This is a genomic window from Paenibacillus sp. cl6col, from assembly GCF_900102125.1.
In the GTDB taxonomy this organism is placed as follows: domain Bacteria; phylum Bacillota; class Bacilli; order Paenibacillales; family Paenibacillaceae; genus Paenibacillus_B; species Paenibacillus_B suaedae.
The window spans coordinates 85,548-102,318 of the sequence record NZ_FNAZ01000013.1; the positions used below are offsets into that span (position 1 = coordinate 85,548).

Genomic DNA, 16,771 nt, shown 5'->3' on the forward strand with positions numbered 1-16,771 from the left:
ATCACAGAAATGCAGACTATCACGTGCATATTCCGCTGAAGTTCACGGTTATGACATGGACGAACATTGAACCTTCTTTCACGAAGAGGTATAATAAAAATAGCTTTAAAATTAAAATGTAACCCGAGGAGTCAACAAGATGAAACGTGGAGATCTGATTCTCATCGGAGTCATTATTGTCGCGGCGCTCGCATTTCTTGTGCCGAAGTGGTTCTTTCAAAACGAAAGTGAAAATTTGCACAATTCCAAGGTGGTCGCTCATATTTCTGTAGATGGGAAACCTTATAAACAAGTGGAATTAACCGAGGAAGAACAAACTATTCGCGTCGAAACCGATCATGGCTTCAACCTATTGAAGGTGCATGATAAGGGGATCGAAATGATTGATGCCGATTGCTCCGACAAGGTGTGCCTGTCGTTCGGCTTCGTATCAAGACCGAATGATACAATCGTATGCTTGCCTCATCGCGTGCTTGTCGAGCTGTTCAGCGAGGGCGATGCTGGCCAGGAGAGTGACATCGATGCCGTCGTACAATAATACGAATCGTATTGCCGTGTCCAAACAGTCCGAAGCGTTGAAGAAGGCGGTCATTATCGCCATTTTCAGCGCTGTTGCTGTTGTTCTCGGCTTCGTAGAGGCCATGCTCCCGGTGCAGACGATTCTGCCTATCCCGGGGGCGAAGCTCGGATTAGCCAATGTAATGATCTTGGCGTGCTTATACTTCTTGAACGGAAGGGACGCATTGACGCTCGTCATCTTGAAGACACTGCTCATGACGCTCATGCTGGGGACCTTCTCTGCCTTCCTATTCAGCTTCTTAGGATCTTTGTTCAGCTTCATGGTGATGTACGCCATCTTGAAAATTGGCCGCGATAACGTCAGCCTGATTGGTATTAGCGTCGTAGGCGGCGCCGCGCACAACGCCGGTCAGCTGACTGCGGCGTATATTGTGTTTGGTACGGCAAATATTTTCTACTACTTGCCGGTCTTGCTTATTACGGGTGTTGTAACAGGCATCTTTATCGGCATCGCAGTGAAATACATTGTCGCAGCACTGGCGAAGCTGCCGCTGTTCGACTCGCTTGCTCCACAAATTGGGGTGGCGCATGGCAAGGAGACAAGTGCAGATAGTGCCGCTAATGTTACTACTGCTGTTGCGGGGACTGCCAATGATGTTGGTACTGCCCATGCCAGTTCTGCATATGAAAATGCAGTGTTTATGGAGAACATCCATTTCCAATATCCGCACCGCTCTCCTTTATTCCATGGGATATCGCTTCAAGTTCCGCGCGGGCAGTGGGTATCCGTAATTGGGCCTAACGGCTCGGGCAAGTCGACACTGTTGAAGCTTATCAATGGATTGTTCACTCCGCATGCTGGGCATATTTATGTCAACGGGGAGCACCTCAATGAAGAGAGCGTTGCAGATATTCGCCGCCAAGTCGGCTTTCTGTTCCAGAACCCAGACAATCAGTTCTTCGCCACAACGGTGCGCGATGATATTGCGTTCGGCATGGAGAACCGCCAACTGCCGCTTGCTGACATGGAACGCCGACTTGAGCAGGTAGCAGATGAGTACCGTGTGCGGGAATGGCTCGATCGGCATCCCGCGGAACTGTCGGGGGGACAGAAGCAGCGTGTGGCGATCGCAGGTATGATGGTACTGAATCCGGACATTTTGATATTTGATGAAGCAACCTCGATGCTGGATGAGCGTTCGAAGCGGGAGCTGACCGCTCAGCTTCAGAGCTTGCATGCGTCTGGGCGCTACACGATTCTATCGGTTACGCATGATGCAGAGGAAATACTCGCTTCGGATCGGGTTATTGTCGTTAAGGACGGAACGATAGCGGCGGATCTAACGCCATCTGAGCTGTTCGCAGACGAAGCACTCATGAAGGAGTGCCGCTTGCAGGCGCCATTTACCCTCCAATTGGCGAAGGCGCTGCAAGCAAGAGGCATGGACGTGCCGGATACGAATGACGAGAGAGAGCTGGTGAATGCACTATGGCGATCATAACTGCGGAACGGGTCACGTATCGCTATCAAGGGCAAGGGGCGCATGGTGTCCCCGCACTAGATGGATTGAATGTCACGTTCGATGAAGGACAATTCATCGCGCTTCTCGGTTCAACCGGCTCGGGCAAGTCAACCTTGCTTCAGCATTTGAACGGGATCTTGCAGCCGACTTCTGGAAGCTTGAAGGTACTAGAGTTCACCTTCCAAGGAGGCACGCCAGAGCGCGGCTTGAAGGAACTTAGACGCCGTGTTGGGCTTGTCTTTCAATTTCCGGAGCAGCAGCTGTTCGAGGAAACGGTGGAGCGGGATGTCTTGTTCGGCCCCTTGCAGTTCGGACAGAGCGAGGAGGAGGCGAAGGCATCCGCTCGCAGGGCAATGATGCAGGTAGGTCTGCCTGAATCGCTGCTGCAGATTAGTCCATTTGAGCTAAGCGGCGGACAGATTCGCAAGGTAGCGATTGCGACCGTTCTCGCCTCGAATCCCGAGATTGTCGTACTTGATGAGCCGACGGCTACCCTTGATCCGGTGAGCAGAGCAGAGCTCATTGAGCTGCTGCATAAGCTCTGTAAGGAAGAGGGCAAGACGATCATTATGGTAACGCATCGTCTGGATGAGCTGTTTGCCTATGCAGATTCGTTCGCCTTAATGAAGGATGGGCAAGTAACCTTTCAAGGCACGCGTTCGCAGCTCATGGCGCAGCCGGAACGACTAGAGGAGGCAGGAATTCTTCTGCCTGCAACGATGCGTCTAGCAGCACTTGTTATGGAGCGATCAGGTGTGCCAATGGATCAGCTTCCTTGCTCGGTAGAGGGATGGACGGAATGGCTCGCTGCCACGATTGCAGGCGTAGGGCTCGAAGGAAGATCACATTTTGCAGGCAAGCAGTTGGAGCAGCAGGCCGATTCATTGGAGGAGAAGGAGGAGTAGCCTTATGCAGGCGAAAATGATGCTCGGCCGCTACGTGGCAGCCGATTCATGGATTCATCGTCTTGATCCGCGCGCCAAGCTGACTGCGATGGTCATCTATCTAATCGCGGTCATTCTTGCAGAGCAGTTCGCTGAGCTTGCGGCGCTTACGGTGTTCGCGCTGCTCATGATGATAAGCTCGCGTATCTCGCTATACCGCTACTTCCGCGCCTCCCGGCCGCTGTGGCTCATTATGGCCTTCATGTTTATTTTCTATCTTCTATTTGATTCAAGCGGCAGTGCACTTGTCCAAGTAGGCGGCTTGAAGATTACGACAGGCGGCGTTACTTATGGGGCATATGCCGTATGGAGAATGGCGCTGCTCGTGACGCTGACTGCGATATTAACGTTTACGACAGCACCCGTTGAACTGAATCTGGGTCTTGAGCGCGTACTCAAGCCAATTCGATTCGTAGGAGGCTCTCCGCAGCGCTGGTCGATGATGATAGGGATATCGCTGCGCTTCATTCCAACCATATTCGAGGAAGCGGAGAAGGTAATGAAGGCGCAGGCTTCGCGTGGAGCGGATTACGCGGATTTGTCCTTCACGCAGAAGGGCAAGCTGGTTATGACACTAATGGTGCCAGTCATCGTGAGTGCCTTCCGCCGTGCGGAGGAACTGGTACAGGCGATGGAGGCGCGTGGCTATGTATTGAATGCACCGCGTACGTCGCTGCGCCAACTGCAATGGAAGCAGGCTGATACCTGGTTCATGGCGTTATTTATTGGAATGTTAGTGCTTATTCTACTATGGTAGATCGGTGCGCAATCCGTTGCTTTCCTCTAAGAAAAAGAGGAGCGGCAGCGGATTGCGCGTATTTATTGTATATATTGTGAAAATTGTCACAATAACAGTTTAAATATGTTATATTTAGAATATAAATATTTGGTTATTCGAAAGAACGCAAGGCGATACCTTAGAAGTGACTACTACTTGAAACGAATGGACTTGGGGGAGAGCGACTGTGGCTAGATATTTTAATGGGAAAGAAATTGAATTGTTGGCACCTGCCGGAACGTTTGACATCTTCAAAGCTGTCATTGATATGAACTGCGACGCTGTATACTTCGGGGGACCGTCTCTGAACATGCGGATGATGCGCAAGGGCTACAATCTTAGCTATGAAGAAGTACATGAAGCCGTGAACATGGCGCATGAACGCGGCAAGCGCGCCTATATTACTGTGAACAACTTGCTCAATGAAGGTGATCTGGACGAAGCGAAGCGTTACCTGTCGTTCTTAAACGAGGTAGGTCCAGATGCGATTATTGCGCAAGATTTGGCCGTATTCCCACTCATCCAAGACATGAATTTATCGAATGTACCGGTTCACTCTTCAGTTATGATGAACGTGCACAACTTAGAGATGATCGAGGCATTGAAGGAAATGGGCGTTACACGTGTTGTGGCATCCCGCGAGATGGATCTGCATACCGCAGAGCTGCTGCAAGCGAAGACAGGCATGGAGTTTGAATATTTCGTCCATGGGGATATGTGTACGGTGCATGGTGCAAACTGCTTCTACAGCTCGATGTTGTATGGCAATAGTGCGAATCGTGGACGCTGCATGAAGCCATGCCGCTGGGATTACCGGGTGAAGAAGGACGGCAATGTATATCCAACGGAATATCCGCTTGCGGCGAAGGATATGTACATGTATGAGCATATTCCAGAGCTGATCAAGTCGGGCATTACTTCATTCAAGCTAGAGGGACGGATGCGGGATTTGGAGTTCCTGAAGATGATTGTGAACAGCTATGGCGATGCAATCGATCGCTACATTGCGGATCCGCTCGGCTATGATCGGAAGGAGAACAGCGACACGCTGTATGAGAACCGCAAGCGGGACTTCTCGACGGCCTATGCGTTCGGCAAGCCAGGGCTTGATTATATCAACACGCGTTATGAGGGAACGGGGAAATTTTATAGCACAGGTAAAGTATTCAGTACACCAACGGCTGAGCGTGAAGTGAAGCCAGAGCGACTGGAACAGGTTCGTGATGCCTTGGCGGGAGTTCGTCAGCCGGAGAAGATGAAGCAGCCGCAATTGTCTGTACATGTCAACAATGCAGAGCAGGCGAAGACGGTGCTCGAAGCGGGTGCAGACATTGTCTATTTGACAGGAGACGTATTCCAGCCTGATGTGCCGTTCACTCGCCAAGATATTGAGATGTTGACAGCGATGAAGGGGTCTTCGCAAATCATTCTGGGTATGCCTCGTATGATGAATGAGCTGCATATGGAGCAGTACAATCACTTCCTGCTTGGAGGTCACTATGGACTTGATGGATTGCTCGTCACCAATATCGGAGCTATGCATAAGTTCCGTGACATCGGTCTACCGATGGTTGGCGATTTCAATCTAAACGTATATAATCATATGTCGGCGAAGCTGTACCATGAACACTTCGGTTTGGAGCGCGTACATGCATCACTTGAGCTTCCGCTGAACGACCTGGCGAACCTGCTGCAAGAGACAGAGCAGGTACCTGTCGAAATGATCGTTCACGGCTCGCCAATCGCCATGTATCTGGAATTGGATCTGTATGAAAATACAGTCGCGATAGAGCCGATCATGCAGGAGGACAACAAGTACGTCGACAATCAGCACCTGGTGCTGATGACAGACAAGGGCGAGAATCCGGTGTACCGCGATTGGAGCGGACGCAACCACTTGGCATTGGCCAAGGAACTGTGTTACTTGCCGTTCTTGAAGGAACTGCATGAAGCGGGCGTGAACCACTTCCGTATCGAGGGCAAGTCGTACACAACTGAGCAGCTGCGCAGCATCGTAGGCACGTACCGTACAGCGTTGCAGGACTTGTCGCTCTGTGGTGAATTGTATGCCGGCATGAAGCCGGAATATGCAGGCTACACACTAGGGTCGCTGCAATTCGGCGAAGCGCTGTCGATTGATTTGCAGCCAGTTCATGCTTAGTTTGCATTCTTAATAGATCTATAGCGGCGGGCTTAGGCTTCTTATTTTGCTATTACGGTGTCCTAAATAGTTTTTCTATATCGGTTCTGTACCTGTGGTAGAGAATGCGCTTCTTCTCTTTCCTAATCTCGGATGAACGAATGAGTTGGAAGTACGCATGACATCATGAATAGAGATAAAGTAATGATGGATAAATAAGAGAATAAAGGCAGTAATGGAGTAGAGAGAACAAGAAGCGGCAGGGCTTGACTTGAATGGCCAAGTTACAGTCTGCCGTTTCTCCAGTTCAAGAAGAGAAAGGGTGGCAATGACGTGAGCAAGGAGCAAACGACATATATCGGACCAGAAGGTATCATAGAGAAGCGGAAGCAATATTTCTTCCCGTGCACGCATCATTTCTATCGCAACCCTCCGCAAATTGTACGCGGATCGATGCAATATTTGTATGACGAGAAGGGCACACAATATACTGATTTCTTCGCAGGGGTATCAGTCGTGGCGAGCGGCCACTGCAATCCGGCGATTACTGGGGCGACGATCAAGCAGCTGGAGACGCTGCAGCATACGACGACGATTTATTTGACGCAGCCGATGGTTGATTTGGCGGAGCGGCTCGCAAACGGCGTCCTGCCGGGTGATCTGAAGCGTACTTTCTTCTGCAACAGCGGCTCGGAAGCGAATGAAGGTGCGATGCTGCTTGCTAGACTGCATACGAAGCGCCGCAATTTCATTGCGCTGGAGTATGGCCTGCACGGGCGCACATTCCTGACGATGGGCGTAACGGGCATCCCGATGTGGCGTGCTGATGATTATTTGGACAGCGGAGTGACCTTCATCCCGCGTCCATACGATCCAGAGACAGACGATGAGACGGCGGCACGCCGCTCGATTGAGGCGCTGAAGCAGGTGCTGGAGGAGAAGGGAGATACATTTGCAGCGATGCTCGTGGAACCGATTCAAGGCAATGGAGGCATGATTGCACCGCCAGATTGGTATTTCCGCGAGGTGAAGGCGCTTCTTGAGGAGCATGGCGTATTGATGATAGCCGACGAGATCCAAACCGGCTTCGGTCGTACAGGCCGTATATTTGCCATGGAGCATTACGGCGTTGTGCCAGAAATTATTTCGATGGCAAAAGCACTAGGCAACGGTGTGCCAATCGGTGCATTTGCGACAACAGATGAGATCGCGGCAAGCTTCAACCGTGCGTCGGCATCGACATTTGGCGGAAATCCGGTATCTTCTGTTACTGCGCTGGCTGTACTCGATTATATTGAGCAGGAAGACTTGGTAGGCCGTGCAGAACGGCTCGGGAATCAGTTGAAGTCAGGCTTGCAGGCACTGCAGGCGAAGCATGCGGTACTCGTTGATGTACGCGGCAAGGGCATGATGCTTGGTGCGGAGCTGCACGGTACAGACGAACAAGATAGCGCAGCACTTACGGATCACGTATTGGAAGCGATGAAGGATCGCGGCTATATTATTGGGAAAAACGGCATTGGCCGCAACGTACTAGCCTTCCAGCCGCCGCTCGTGATGAACGAGCAAGATATTGAGGGGATGCTGAAGGAACTGGACGCAGTATTGGCGGAGGCGGTTCAATAGGCTGCTTCGCCTCGATTCGGAAACGTCCATTTGACTCTGTTGAATAGAGAGCTCCTAGCAGGGCAACATGATCGCATCTAGCAGGTTGGAATTGTGCCTGTTAAGGACAATAGATATAGATATTTGAACACTCATGGGGTGTATGTAAGCTATGGTTATTATTCAAAAGGTTATTCGCAAAACGCTCATGTTCGGAGAACTGGTTATGTTCTCCCATACGCTGTTCTCACTGCCGTTCGCCATCATCTCGATGGTATGGGCAGCAGGAGGGGTTCCCTCCTTCCATGTCATGCTCTGGTCGCTCATTGCGCTCGTAGCAGCCCGCAACGGAGCGAATGCGTTCAATCGCTTGGCCGATTTGCCATTCGATGCAGCGAATCCGCGCACGGCGCATAGGCATATGCCGCAGAAGCTGCTGCATGGGCGTGAAGTGACGCTGTTCGTCATCATCAACTTTGCGATCTTTATCGCAGCGGCAGGGATGCTGAACCCTCTCTGCCTATGGCTGTCGCCTGTGGCGATTGTACTTATCTGCTCGTACTCGTTTACGAAGCGGTTCACCTGGCTGTGCCACCTGTACTTAGGCTTTACGATTGCATCAGCTCCTATTGGTGCTTGGTTCGCCGTGACTGGGAAGTTTGCAGTAACGCCGTTTATATTGGGCACAATCGTCATGCTGTGGATTGCGGGATTCGATATCATCTATGCGACGCAGGATATTGAGTTCGACCGCAAGACCGGATTATGGTCGGTGCCGAGCATCTTCGGTTATGAAGACTCGCTCTTCATCGCGCGTTCATTGCATACGATCATGGTCGTGCTGCTGCTCGTACTGTTCGTCATTCGGGGTCTAGGCACCGTTTACTTAATCGGCATCGGTATCGCGGTCATATTGCTGATGCTGGAACATAACATCATCAAGCCATCCAGCCGCAAAAGGATGAATGTCGCGTCGTACAACTTGAATCAAGTCATCAGCATGACCATTCTGTTCTGTACGATGGCTGATTTTTTCTTGCACTAAATAGGATAAATAGAGGAGGGCCTTGAAACGGGTCCTTTTTTATTTATTGATAGTCCCGACTTTATGGTTTTTGAAGCGTTTATCACTTATATTAAGAAGTTGTTTCATTGAAATTGACATATGAGTTAAAATATGTCATGTTATTAATGGGCTCAATATATTAACATAATTTATATTTTTGCATCTCATTACTAGTGTCATAGAAAGGGGGATACTGGATGAACTTATGATTGAATTCAAAAACTCAAATTCTGTGCCAGTAATAACTCTCCAGAAATAATCCATAATTTTTTTCCCCATGAATTTTTACTTGAAAACAAACACTTTCCAAATTATCACTATTAACACAAAAATCTAGATTTTATAAATTCATGTATGACATTCAAGCTATTAGCTTTTAGACTTGATAATGATTCGGAAAAATAATGAGAGAATTTTTTTCAGTTTCCTATTCTTAAATTTATGACAACAAGGTATATAAATAGATTGAACGATCATAAAATAATGGAGGAGACTTTATTTGAAAAACATAACTAAAACAACGATCGTAATGTACTAACTGTGTTTGTGCTAAGCAGTTTCTTTATCAGTGCAGATTCATTTGCGATTGCGAGTGATGAATTACTAAGTAAAGAAGATTTTTTGCAAATGGTAACGAATGATAACAATTATGTAAAATACAAAAATGACTTAATTAAAAGTGAACCGAAATTAGTGAACTATCTTAGAAATGAGAATAATAAGCCTTACGGATATATTGCTCAATTTGAATTTGAGTATGGTTATGATGTGCAAGAAACGATTCAATTGGCTTCTCTATTGACTTTCACTTATGATGTAAAGAAAAAGCAAGTTGATACTCTGATCATCGATTATAGCAAATCGTATTCAGACGGAAAAATATATGTAAGGGATCATGCAGGTGATATTCAAGCTTCTTACCAAGTTAACGAAAATGAAAATTTGAGAAGTTACCTTACGTCATTAACAGATAAAGCTGAAAAACTAAAAAAATCATATGATAGTGATGTAACTTTGGTAGATCGTTATTGTTGGACTTGTACAAGATACGAGGAATACGGAGATACTTATGAAGGTACATGTGCAGCAATTGTTGGCGGAGCTTGTGTGTTTGCTGATAAAATTCCTTTTGGAAGAATTATTTGTGCTGGAGCTACTGTGATAGGGTGTTATGTTCCACCATACAAAATTTGTGCAGAGGGACGATGGAATACCAGATGTCCTGTTGAGGAGTAGTAACCCTTCATGCATCAATTTTGTAAGTAGTATTGGAGCAAGCAAAAGCAGATGTAGATCATCTGCTTTTACTTGTTCTAGGTAAACAAATTGATATAGTCAAAAAGGAGAGGTGTGTATGAATATCAAAGAAGGAATGCTTTCGATCGTTATCCATGCTTTTCTTGGTTACCTGTGGGTTCTGTTTATCAATCATACACTTAGCATTGCGAATTCAATGAATCATATGATACTAAGCAGCTTATTTTTGTTTGTAGGCACTCTTTTGTTTGGGTTCATTGCCAATCGAATTGCTCCTTTCCATAATTACAAGCTTACACATCCTGCTAAAATTGTTGGTGCTGTCTCTTTTATGACAATCGTATTGATACAAGTTCTTGTTTATAATGCTGTATAGAAATGGGCAGACCTCTCCCTAAAAAGTGAAAGCTTAACAAGCCAAATCTCAGGCAGTTGGTCATGTAGTAAAATTCGCGAAAACTTCGCAAAAGCAAGGGTGGCATGACGTGGCACCACTGAACTGCCTGTATCATAGAGAAATTTCAATAACACATAGACAATCAATGCCGAATAAAGCTGCCCATATACCGCATTTTCCGTCGTACCAAATAAAGTTGGAACGTTCAGATGCTGCTTTATCCAACGAAAGAAAAGCTCGATCTGCCAGCGATTTGTTCTGCAGAGATCGTTCTTAGATCCTTAACTACCCGAATTTCATGTCCATGCCCATCTTGAAACATAACGACTCTATGCCGCTCTTGGGATCGACATTGAGTTGTTCCGAGTAAACAAGTGATGTCTTTGGTAACAGAGGAATCGTTTGTTTTCTGACGACGCAAGGAATGTGGAAATACGATCTGTACATTCTCTTTCAGTCGAATGACAAAGGATTGACCTTCCGTTTTATAGCGATCAAATCGTTCGATTTTTCCGTACGCACGATCTTGCACGATAATATATGCCGAATCCGCAAGTTCCTCGCCAACAGGCCCATCATGACGGGAGCCAACTGTCTCTATCACATTCTGTGGCTGACCACTGGCAGTGTGGAAGGCAATGTGCAGCTTAATCCCAGCTCGTTCTCCATGAAATGGAGCCCAAGGCAGACGAGTCTTACCAACGGTGACCGTAGTTGAATCGATAAGCAATAATTCCTTTGGGAGCTTCAATTGACGTTTAGCCCGCCGATTGCATTTTTGAAGCACAAGATGAAATAATCTTTTGAACATCGCGAAAGGAACAGCCTTAGCTTTCTTTGAAAAAGTCGAATAATCGACTTGGGTAAGTCCACAGGTAATGGCACGGTTAGCACCGTCTCGAAAGCCATTCCATTGTTCAAAAGCAGCTTGTGTCCAGTATTGTAGTAGGGTGTAGACCGAAAATTTACGAGCTGTCTCATGGTATCCTACCAATTAAGCTACCTTCATGACTTCTTCTTCGGACAGTACGGATTGAAGTAATGACTGCAACATGGTAAAACTTTTTCATGAGGTCGCCTCGTTTCGGAAGTTTGTAGGGGTACAAACATTTTACCGAATGAGCGGCCTTTTTGCTATTTTAAAATTGTATTTTATTGGATAATCAACAGGCGTGTGTCCAAAGATATGTTATTTAACTTTGACGCCGCCTTCTTTGAGGAGTTGATTTTTTAATGAATCAGGCAAATCAATAATATCTTCATCAGTGAAATTTAAAAGTTTGAGAATTGCGTCTTTTTGATCTACAGATAGCTCTTGAGGCGCAGTAATTCCTTTGATATACCCATCCTCAAATTGTTGAACACTAACATTGTTGAGCGTAAATGTTTTAAGTGCTTCTACTTGTGATTGTGCTTTTACATTCGACGAAAAAATGAACTGAACAAAAGGACTGTTGCAACAACTGATAAAACATATTGACGCGATAAGAATTTCAATAAAACCCCTCCTAATTTGTAAAATTGTGTATGCCGATTTTTTTTAGTATAATGTATATTGTAAATATTTAGGAGGTTATTTTATCAGAAGGAATTTTTTTGTATTATTTGTTCTGTGCTTTTTCCTTTTTGTTATAATGCCATTTTTACTGAGCACAGACACAACAGGCGCTGTTGCAACTCTTATCGAAATAGATCAAAATAAGAAATCACTAGTATTTATAAATAGGGAAGAAGAGCGAATTGTAATAGACAGTACTGATGAAATTGTTCACACGTTGAAGGTGAATAAAAACTATTTTATTATGTATGAAAGTCGATGGTGGTTTACAAAACCAAAACTTATCTCGGCTGAATTAATGCCTGATGATGTATGAGCTGACATATTACATTACTATCTTATCTTGGCATTTCCGCGAAACACCAACACACGGTGTCAATGTCAGAATGGGCCTGTAATATGATGCGTTGAAAAGCTGTTATGCATAAAAAGAAAGAAGGCTTCTTTCCATAATGATCTATGCGTTTCAGGGATACTTATGGATCCTGTTTTCGGAGCGCATTGTTAGTTATGCAAATGTAATGAGCAATCGGTTGATGGGGGCTGCTCTAGTTGTAGGTACCCTTGTATTCATGGATGTCGTACATCGAATTGCTCCTTTTCTTAAAAAAAGCTTACCCACCCTACTAAATTAATCGGAACAGCATCTTTTCTGATTATTATCTTCATAAGAATGGCTTTGCAATGTCCTATTGAAGAAGGATATACTGTTCCAATTCTCCATTTACAACAGCAAACCCACCTCATGAATGGAGGCGGGTTCGATTTTTTTTTGGTGTATTACTTCACACTTTTTCGTTCTAGCAGTGCTTCTTATTTGGCATTCGGAATGATTAATTACACGATAGTGACAGTGGAGCTGCTCTGCTTACTTGACACCCTTCATATAGCTCTGAATCTTAGGTGACAGCAAATAAAGCACCAGACTCAGCACGAGGGCCACTCCACCAATAACTCCGAAGTATAGCATCTCAGTCTCGGGCGTATAGAACTTCACAATCTGTGCGTTAATGGCTTGAGCAGCGGCGTTGGACAGGAACCATAAGCTCATGGTCTGAGCCGAGAAGGCCGCAGGTGCAAGCTTCGTGGTAGCCGAGAGGCCAACTGGCGACAAGCACAACTCTCCGAGTACAACGACGAAGTAGCTGAGGACGAGCCACAATGGGTTAACGAGCGAACCAGCACCGCCAAAGTAAGCCGGCAGCAAAATGATCAAGAAGGACAGACCAGCAAACAGCAAGCCCAGAGAGAACTTCTGCGGTACAGTCGGTTGGCGATTGCCGAGCTTAACCCACAGCCACGCAAATACAGGTGCGAATAGGATGATGAATAGTGGATTCAACGATTGAAACCAAGCCGGTGAAAGATGAATACCCGCGAAGTCCAATTGGGTACGCTTGTCCGCGTAGTTAGCTAGAATCGTAGATCCTTGCTCCTGAATGGCCCAGAACATAATCGCAGCAATAAACAAAGGAATGTACGCAATGATTCGGGAACGCTCAACGGGCGTTGTTTTTGGACTGCGGTACATCACGACGAAATACAAGGTTGGAATCAGTATTCCCAACACGCCAACAAGCTTGATAAAGGTGTCAAACGTAAGTGCGCCTAATAGTATCGCAATCGTAATTAAAGCAGCGAGAACAACAATGCTTACACCAAGAATGGTAAATACCTTTTTCTTCTCGGCAGGTGACAGCGGGTTAACGACGACTGTACCGGCAATACCCAAATTTTTAGGACGAGTTACTACGAAAACAATTAGACCTAGCAGCATCCCGACAGCGGCAAGACCGAAGCCAAGGTGGAAATTATTCATCCCAACTGTTCCTACAACCAGAGGAGCGAGGAAGCTTCCTAGGTTAATCCCCATATAAAAAATACTGAAGCCCGCATCTCGGCGATTATCCTCTTCCTTATAAATATCCCCCACTAAACTGGATACATTTGGTTTCAACAGTCCTGTACCTAATACAATCAAGATCATAGATACAAAGAAAAGAGCGGTATTTCCCGGTATGGCCAGCACGATATGCCCGCACATAATCAAGACTCCACCATAAAAAACCGCTTTCGACGTACCGAATATTCGGTCAGCCAACCAACCTCCAATGATTCCTGACATATATACGAGTGATCCATAAATGGACATGATGGCAAGCGCGATGTCTTCCGGCAATCCAAGTCCGCCCTGCGTCACCTCATAATACATAAAGAATACAAGGATAGCCCTCATCCCATAGTAGGAAAATCGCTCCCAGAACTCAGTGAAAAAGAGGGTGAAAAGGCCCTTAGGATGTCCAAAAAACCCTTGTTGTGGGACACTTTCTATTATCTTCTTCTTATCATAATTGGGCATAACAACTCTCCTTTGATGTCGATATCCTGCTGCAGCGAATTGTATAATAATGAGTGTAAATTAATTATAATACTTGTTGTGGTTTTACAGCAACCATCCACAGATAGCAATATAAGTAAAAATAAATATGCCTCTTCCAATATTACTATTCCACATGACTGAGGTATTCATCACTCTTTTTTCGATGCTGTTAATTGGGTGTTTTGGAGAGTAGCTGGGATATGCTTCAGAGCAGAGAGAAGCAAGTGTATGTAGGTAGGAATGGGATGAAGATACCTGGAGTATGGGGGAAACGGATACTCAGAGAAATCGTGGAACAGGTGAGCAGGACGGTTAAGCCCTTCATATTCTCAAATGCTGTGGCCATTTGCTCCGAATTGAAGAGCCATATAAAACAAGAAACCCGCCTCCTTAACAATAGGGGCAGGTTTCTTGTTATTTCGTACTGGAATCACCGGACACTTCTTCGTGCTCCATTGCATATTCAAAATCATCGATATCGTAAATGGGAATCGGGATTTCGTTCGTAATCAGGCGATCTACATATTCGAACTGATCAGTAAGTAAGGGAGCCTGCTCACGTATAGCGGTAAGGATAAGTTCCGTTTCGACGGGGTCAAATGTCTCGCCATAGCGGGCGTTATCCATCGCATTGACGACAATGCAGGATACGTTGCCCTGCAAAATAAGCGGTGGACTGTGGCGCCAAGGGGCTGTCAGTGCACGTTCGATCTTCTTCTTGTTCAGCTCGCTCTCGAAGTAGGAGATGAGCTCCTCAATTTGCTGCTTGGCATATACGTCTTCCTCGGGATCAGGCATGACCTGGTCACCTTCCAGACGCATTTCGTACAGCTCGAGTATCGTCGTGTATGGAATTATATATTCGACTGGACGCGTTGGCACAGACAGTTGACCATAGACCGCCAGCATGACTGCTTCTATTACGAATTGGCGAGGCTTCATCGTCGTACCTCAACCTCCTTCATCTATGGTGTAAGTGACAGACAAGCAGCCTGTACATATTTATAATACCACCTTGCCCTAACGCACAAAAGAGTAAACGGTACAATTTGTAAACAATTGATACTAAAAAAATAGCCAAACCCTTATTTGAACAAGGATTCGGCCATTTCGCGTAGATTATTAGTAGGTGCGGGCTTCGAAATAATGCCACAACGCCTTCAAATCCCGGTGGGCAGGATAAGAAGACAGCTGCTCCGTTATATTCCAAGCCTGCTTCATGAACTCATGACTCATCTGGAGCGCTTCATCCAATGTGCCACTGCGATGAATAAGCGCAATTGCCTCGTCGAATGCATCATCTGGTGAATCTGCCTTCAACTCATGTATCTTCGCTGCGATCGATGCGTCACGCATGGCCAGAATGACCGGCAGCGTTGCATGTCCGTTTCGCAGATCGACCCCAGCAGGCTTGCCGAGTGATTCCGAAGATTGGGTGAAGTCGAGAATGTCATCTCTGACTTGGAATGCCATCCCGAGCTGATCGCCGAATGCATACAACTGATCGATTACGTGTTCATCAGCGCCTGCTGCCTTCGCACCTAGCTGCAGGCAAGTTGCCATCAAGAGTGCCGTCTTGTTGCGCGTCTTCTCCCAATACGCATCAAGCGACAGGTCGAAGTTGTATTTCAACTCCATCTGCTGATATTCACCTAGACACAGCTGCGTCGTTGTAATCGACGCCAGATCATGTGCGTAAGGCTCATGATCCTTGCCGCTAGCTGTTAGCAATTCGATGACACGGCACATAATGTAGTTGCCAATGTGAACCGCGTCATAGATGCCTGTCTTGCAGTGCAGCGCTGGCTGTCCTCGGCGCGTATCAGACTGATCCAGGATGTCGTCGTGAATAAGTGACGCTACATGAATAAGCTCGGCAGAAGAGGCAAGTCGGAAGACATCTTCGGATTCCACGTCTGTGCCGAAGCGGCTGCCTACGATTGTCATCATAGGTCTAAGACGCTTGCCTCCTGCACGGATGAGATCCAACACGCTCTTCGCGACAATGGATCGGGAGGGGACATCCGGATCGTGCAGAATAACGCGTTCCAAATCCCGATTAATTCGCCGTAGGGAGATGTTCAGCTGATCGCTCAGCGTACCGTTAAATGATGCCATAGGAAGCCACCTGCTTATAATGAGTGGACACGAAACGGCCCATTCGTTGATGAAGCATCATATCCGAGGCAGTGCCCTCGACACGGCGAATCTGGATGCGCTTGTTCGTCGTTGCCAAGTCTATAATGAGCTGTGTCATTCCGTGGCGAACGGCGAATTGATAGTACAGGCTGAGCAGGAAATCACCGTCCAACACAGCCTTGCCCGCGAGCTGTTCATCCTGCGGAACATGTTGATGTGTACGCAGTGCTTGACGAAGCAGCCAGTAGCAGCCGAGCAGCACTTGACGTTCCTGCTGCTGCATATCGTACGCATTCAGCATGCGAGCCATGTCGAGCAGCAGATGTTCATCCGTTCCAGCCGCCAATTGAATGCCGGTGATCGGCGGGAGATGCTGTGCCAGAAGGTCACTTGTTTGATTCAATAGTTGCCGATTCATGGGAACCCCCCGCTTCCCTCAGAAATAAGGAAAGTAATGTGACACGA

General features: G+C 46.7%; 14 protein-coding genes and 1 pseudogene. 9 read left to right on the forward strand and 6 right to left on the reverse strand.

Features of this window, described 5'->3' with window-relative positions; translation table 11 throughout:
- The first annotated feature begins 139 nt into the window (after positions 1 to 139).
- The 9 genes from BLS15_RS25560 to BLS15_RS25600 all read left to right on the forward strand — a co-directional run bounded on the left by BLS15_RS25560 (position 140) and on the right by BLS15_RS25600 (position 10,208).
- Entirely contained in the window at positions 140 to 538 is a 399-nt protein-coding gene (locus BLS15_RS25560; protein ID WP_021257263.1) for a NusG domain II-containing protein, read from the forward strand.
- Complete coding sequence (locus BLS15_RS25565; protein WP_090514455.1) at positions 522 to 2,021, forward strand: energy-coupling factor transporter ATPase; 1,500 nt, start codon at positions 522 to 524, stop codon at positions 2,019 to 2,021. Before BLS15_RS25560 ends, BLS15_RS25565 begins: the two co-directional genes overlap by 17 nt.
- A complete protein-coding gene (locus tag BLS15_RS25570; protein ID WP_021257261.1) occupies positions 2,009 to 2,947 on the forward strand; it encodes an ATP-binding cassette domain-containing protein in 939 nt (312 codons plus the stop codon). The genes BLS15_RS25565 and BLS15_RS25570 overlap by 13 nt, the downstream gene beginning before the upstream one ends.
- Positions 2,948 to 2,951: 4 nt before the next feature.
- Positions 2,952 to 3,743: an energy-coupling factor transporter transmembrane component T family protein gene (locus BLS15_RS25575; RefSeq protein ID WP_021257260.1), complete on the forward strand. Its 792-nt coding sequence runs from the start codon at positions 2,952 to 2,954 to the stop codon at positions 3,741 to 3,743.
- Positions 3,744 to 3,951: 208 nt separating this feature from the next.
- Positions 3,952 to 5,925 (forward strand): peptidase U32 family protein, encoded by a 1,974-nt coding sequence (locus BLS15_RS25580; protein WP_021257259.1) that lies wholly within the window; start codon positions 3,952 to 3,954, stop codon positions 5,923 to 5,925.
- Between the two features lie 312 nt (positions 5,926 to 6,237).
- A complete protein-coding gene (locus BLS15_RS25585) occupies positions 6,238 to 7,530 on the forward strand; it encodes an aspartate aminotransferase family protein (RefSeq protein WP_021257258.1) in 1,293 nt (430 codons plus the stop codon).
- 151 nt (positions 7,531 to 7,681) lie between these two features.
- The gene (locus BLS15_RS25590) at positions 7,682 to 8,554 is read left to right on the forward strand and encodes a UbiA-like polyprenyltransferase (RefSeq protein WP_090514458.1); all 873 of its coding nucleotides are present in this window, start codon (positions 7,682 to 7,684) and stop codon (positions 8,552 to 8,554) included.
- A 648-nt stretch (positions 8,555 to 9,202) separates the two neighbouring features.
- Entirely contained in the window at positions 9,203 to 9,811 is a 609-nt protein-coding gene (locus tag BLS15_RS25595) for a hypothetical protein (protein WP_254777407.1), read from the forward strand.
- A 118-nt stretch (positions 9,812 to 9,929) separates the two neighbouring features.
- Complete coding sequence (locus tag BLS15_RS25600; protein ID WP_090514464.1) at positions 9,930 to 10,208, forward strand: hypothetical protein; 279 nt, start codon at positions 9,930 to 9,932, stop codon at positions 10,206 to 10,208.
- Positions 10,209 to 10,357: 149 nt separating this feature from the next.
- On the opposite strand, the pseudogene BLS15_RS29675 reads toward BLS15_RS25600, so the two are convergent.
- The 6 genes and pseudogenes from BLS15_RS29675 to BLS15_RS25630 form a co-directional block, all read right to left on the reverse strand.
- Positions 10,358 to 10,483, reverse strand: a pseudogene (locus tag BLS15_RS29675) (transposase); the annotation flags it as partial.
- Positions 10,447 to 11,223, reverse strand: coding sequence for an IS4 family transposase (locus BLS15_RS25605; RefSeq protein ID WP_251481377.1), 777 nt, complete (start codon positions 11,221 to 11,223; stop codon positions 10,447 to 10,449). The gene BLS15_RS25605 and the pseudogene BLS15_RS29675, both read right to left, overlap by 37 nt.
- 1,432 nt (positions 11,224 to 12,655) lie before the next feature.
- Positions 12,656 to 14,146, reverse strand: a complete 1,491-nt coding sequence (locus BLS15_RS25615) for a peptide MFS transporter (protein WP_021257254.1) — start codon at positions 14,144 to 14,146, stop codon at positions 12,656 to 12,658.
- 435 nt (positions 14,147 to 14,581) lie between these two features.
- The gene (locus tag BLS15_RS25620) at positions 14,582 to 15,109 is read right to left on the reverse strand and encodes a hypothetical protein (RefSeq protein WP_021257253.1); all 528 of its coding nucleotides are present in this window, start codon (positions 15,107 to 15,109) and stop codon (positions 14,582 to 14,584) included.
- 180 nt (positions 15,110 to 15,289) lie between these two features.
- Positions 15,290 to 16,285, reverse strand: a complete 996-nt coding sequence (locus BLS15_RS25625; protein ID WP_090514470.1) for a polyprenyl synthetase family protein — start codon at positions 16,283 to 16,285, stop codon at positions 15,290 to 15,292.
- Entirely contained in the window at positions 16,272 to 16,724 is a 453-nt protein-coding gene (locus BLS15_RS25630; protein WP_021257251.1) for a hypothetical protein, read from the reverse strand. Before BLS15_RS25630 ends, BLS15_RS25625 begins: the two co-directional genes overlap by 14 nt.
- Positions 16,725 to 16,771 lie beyond the last annotated feature (47 nt).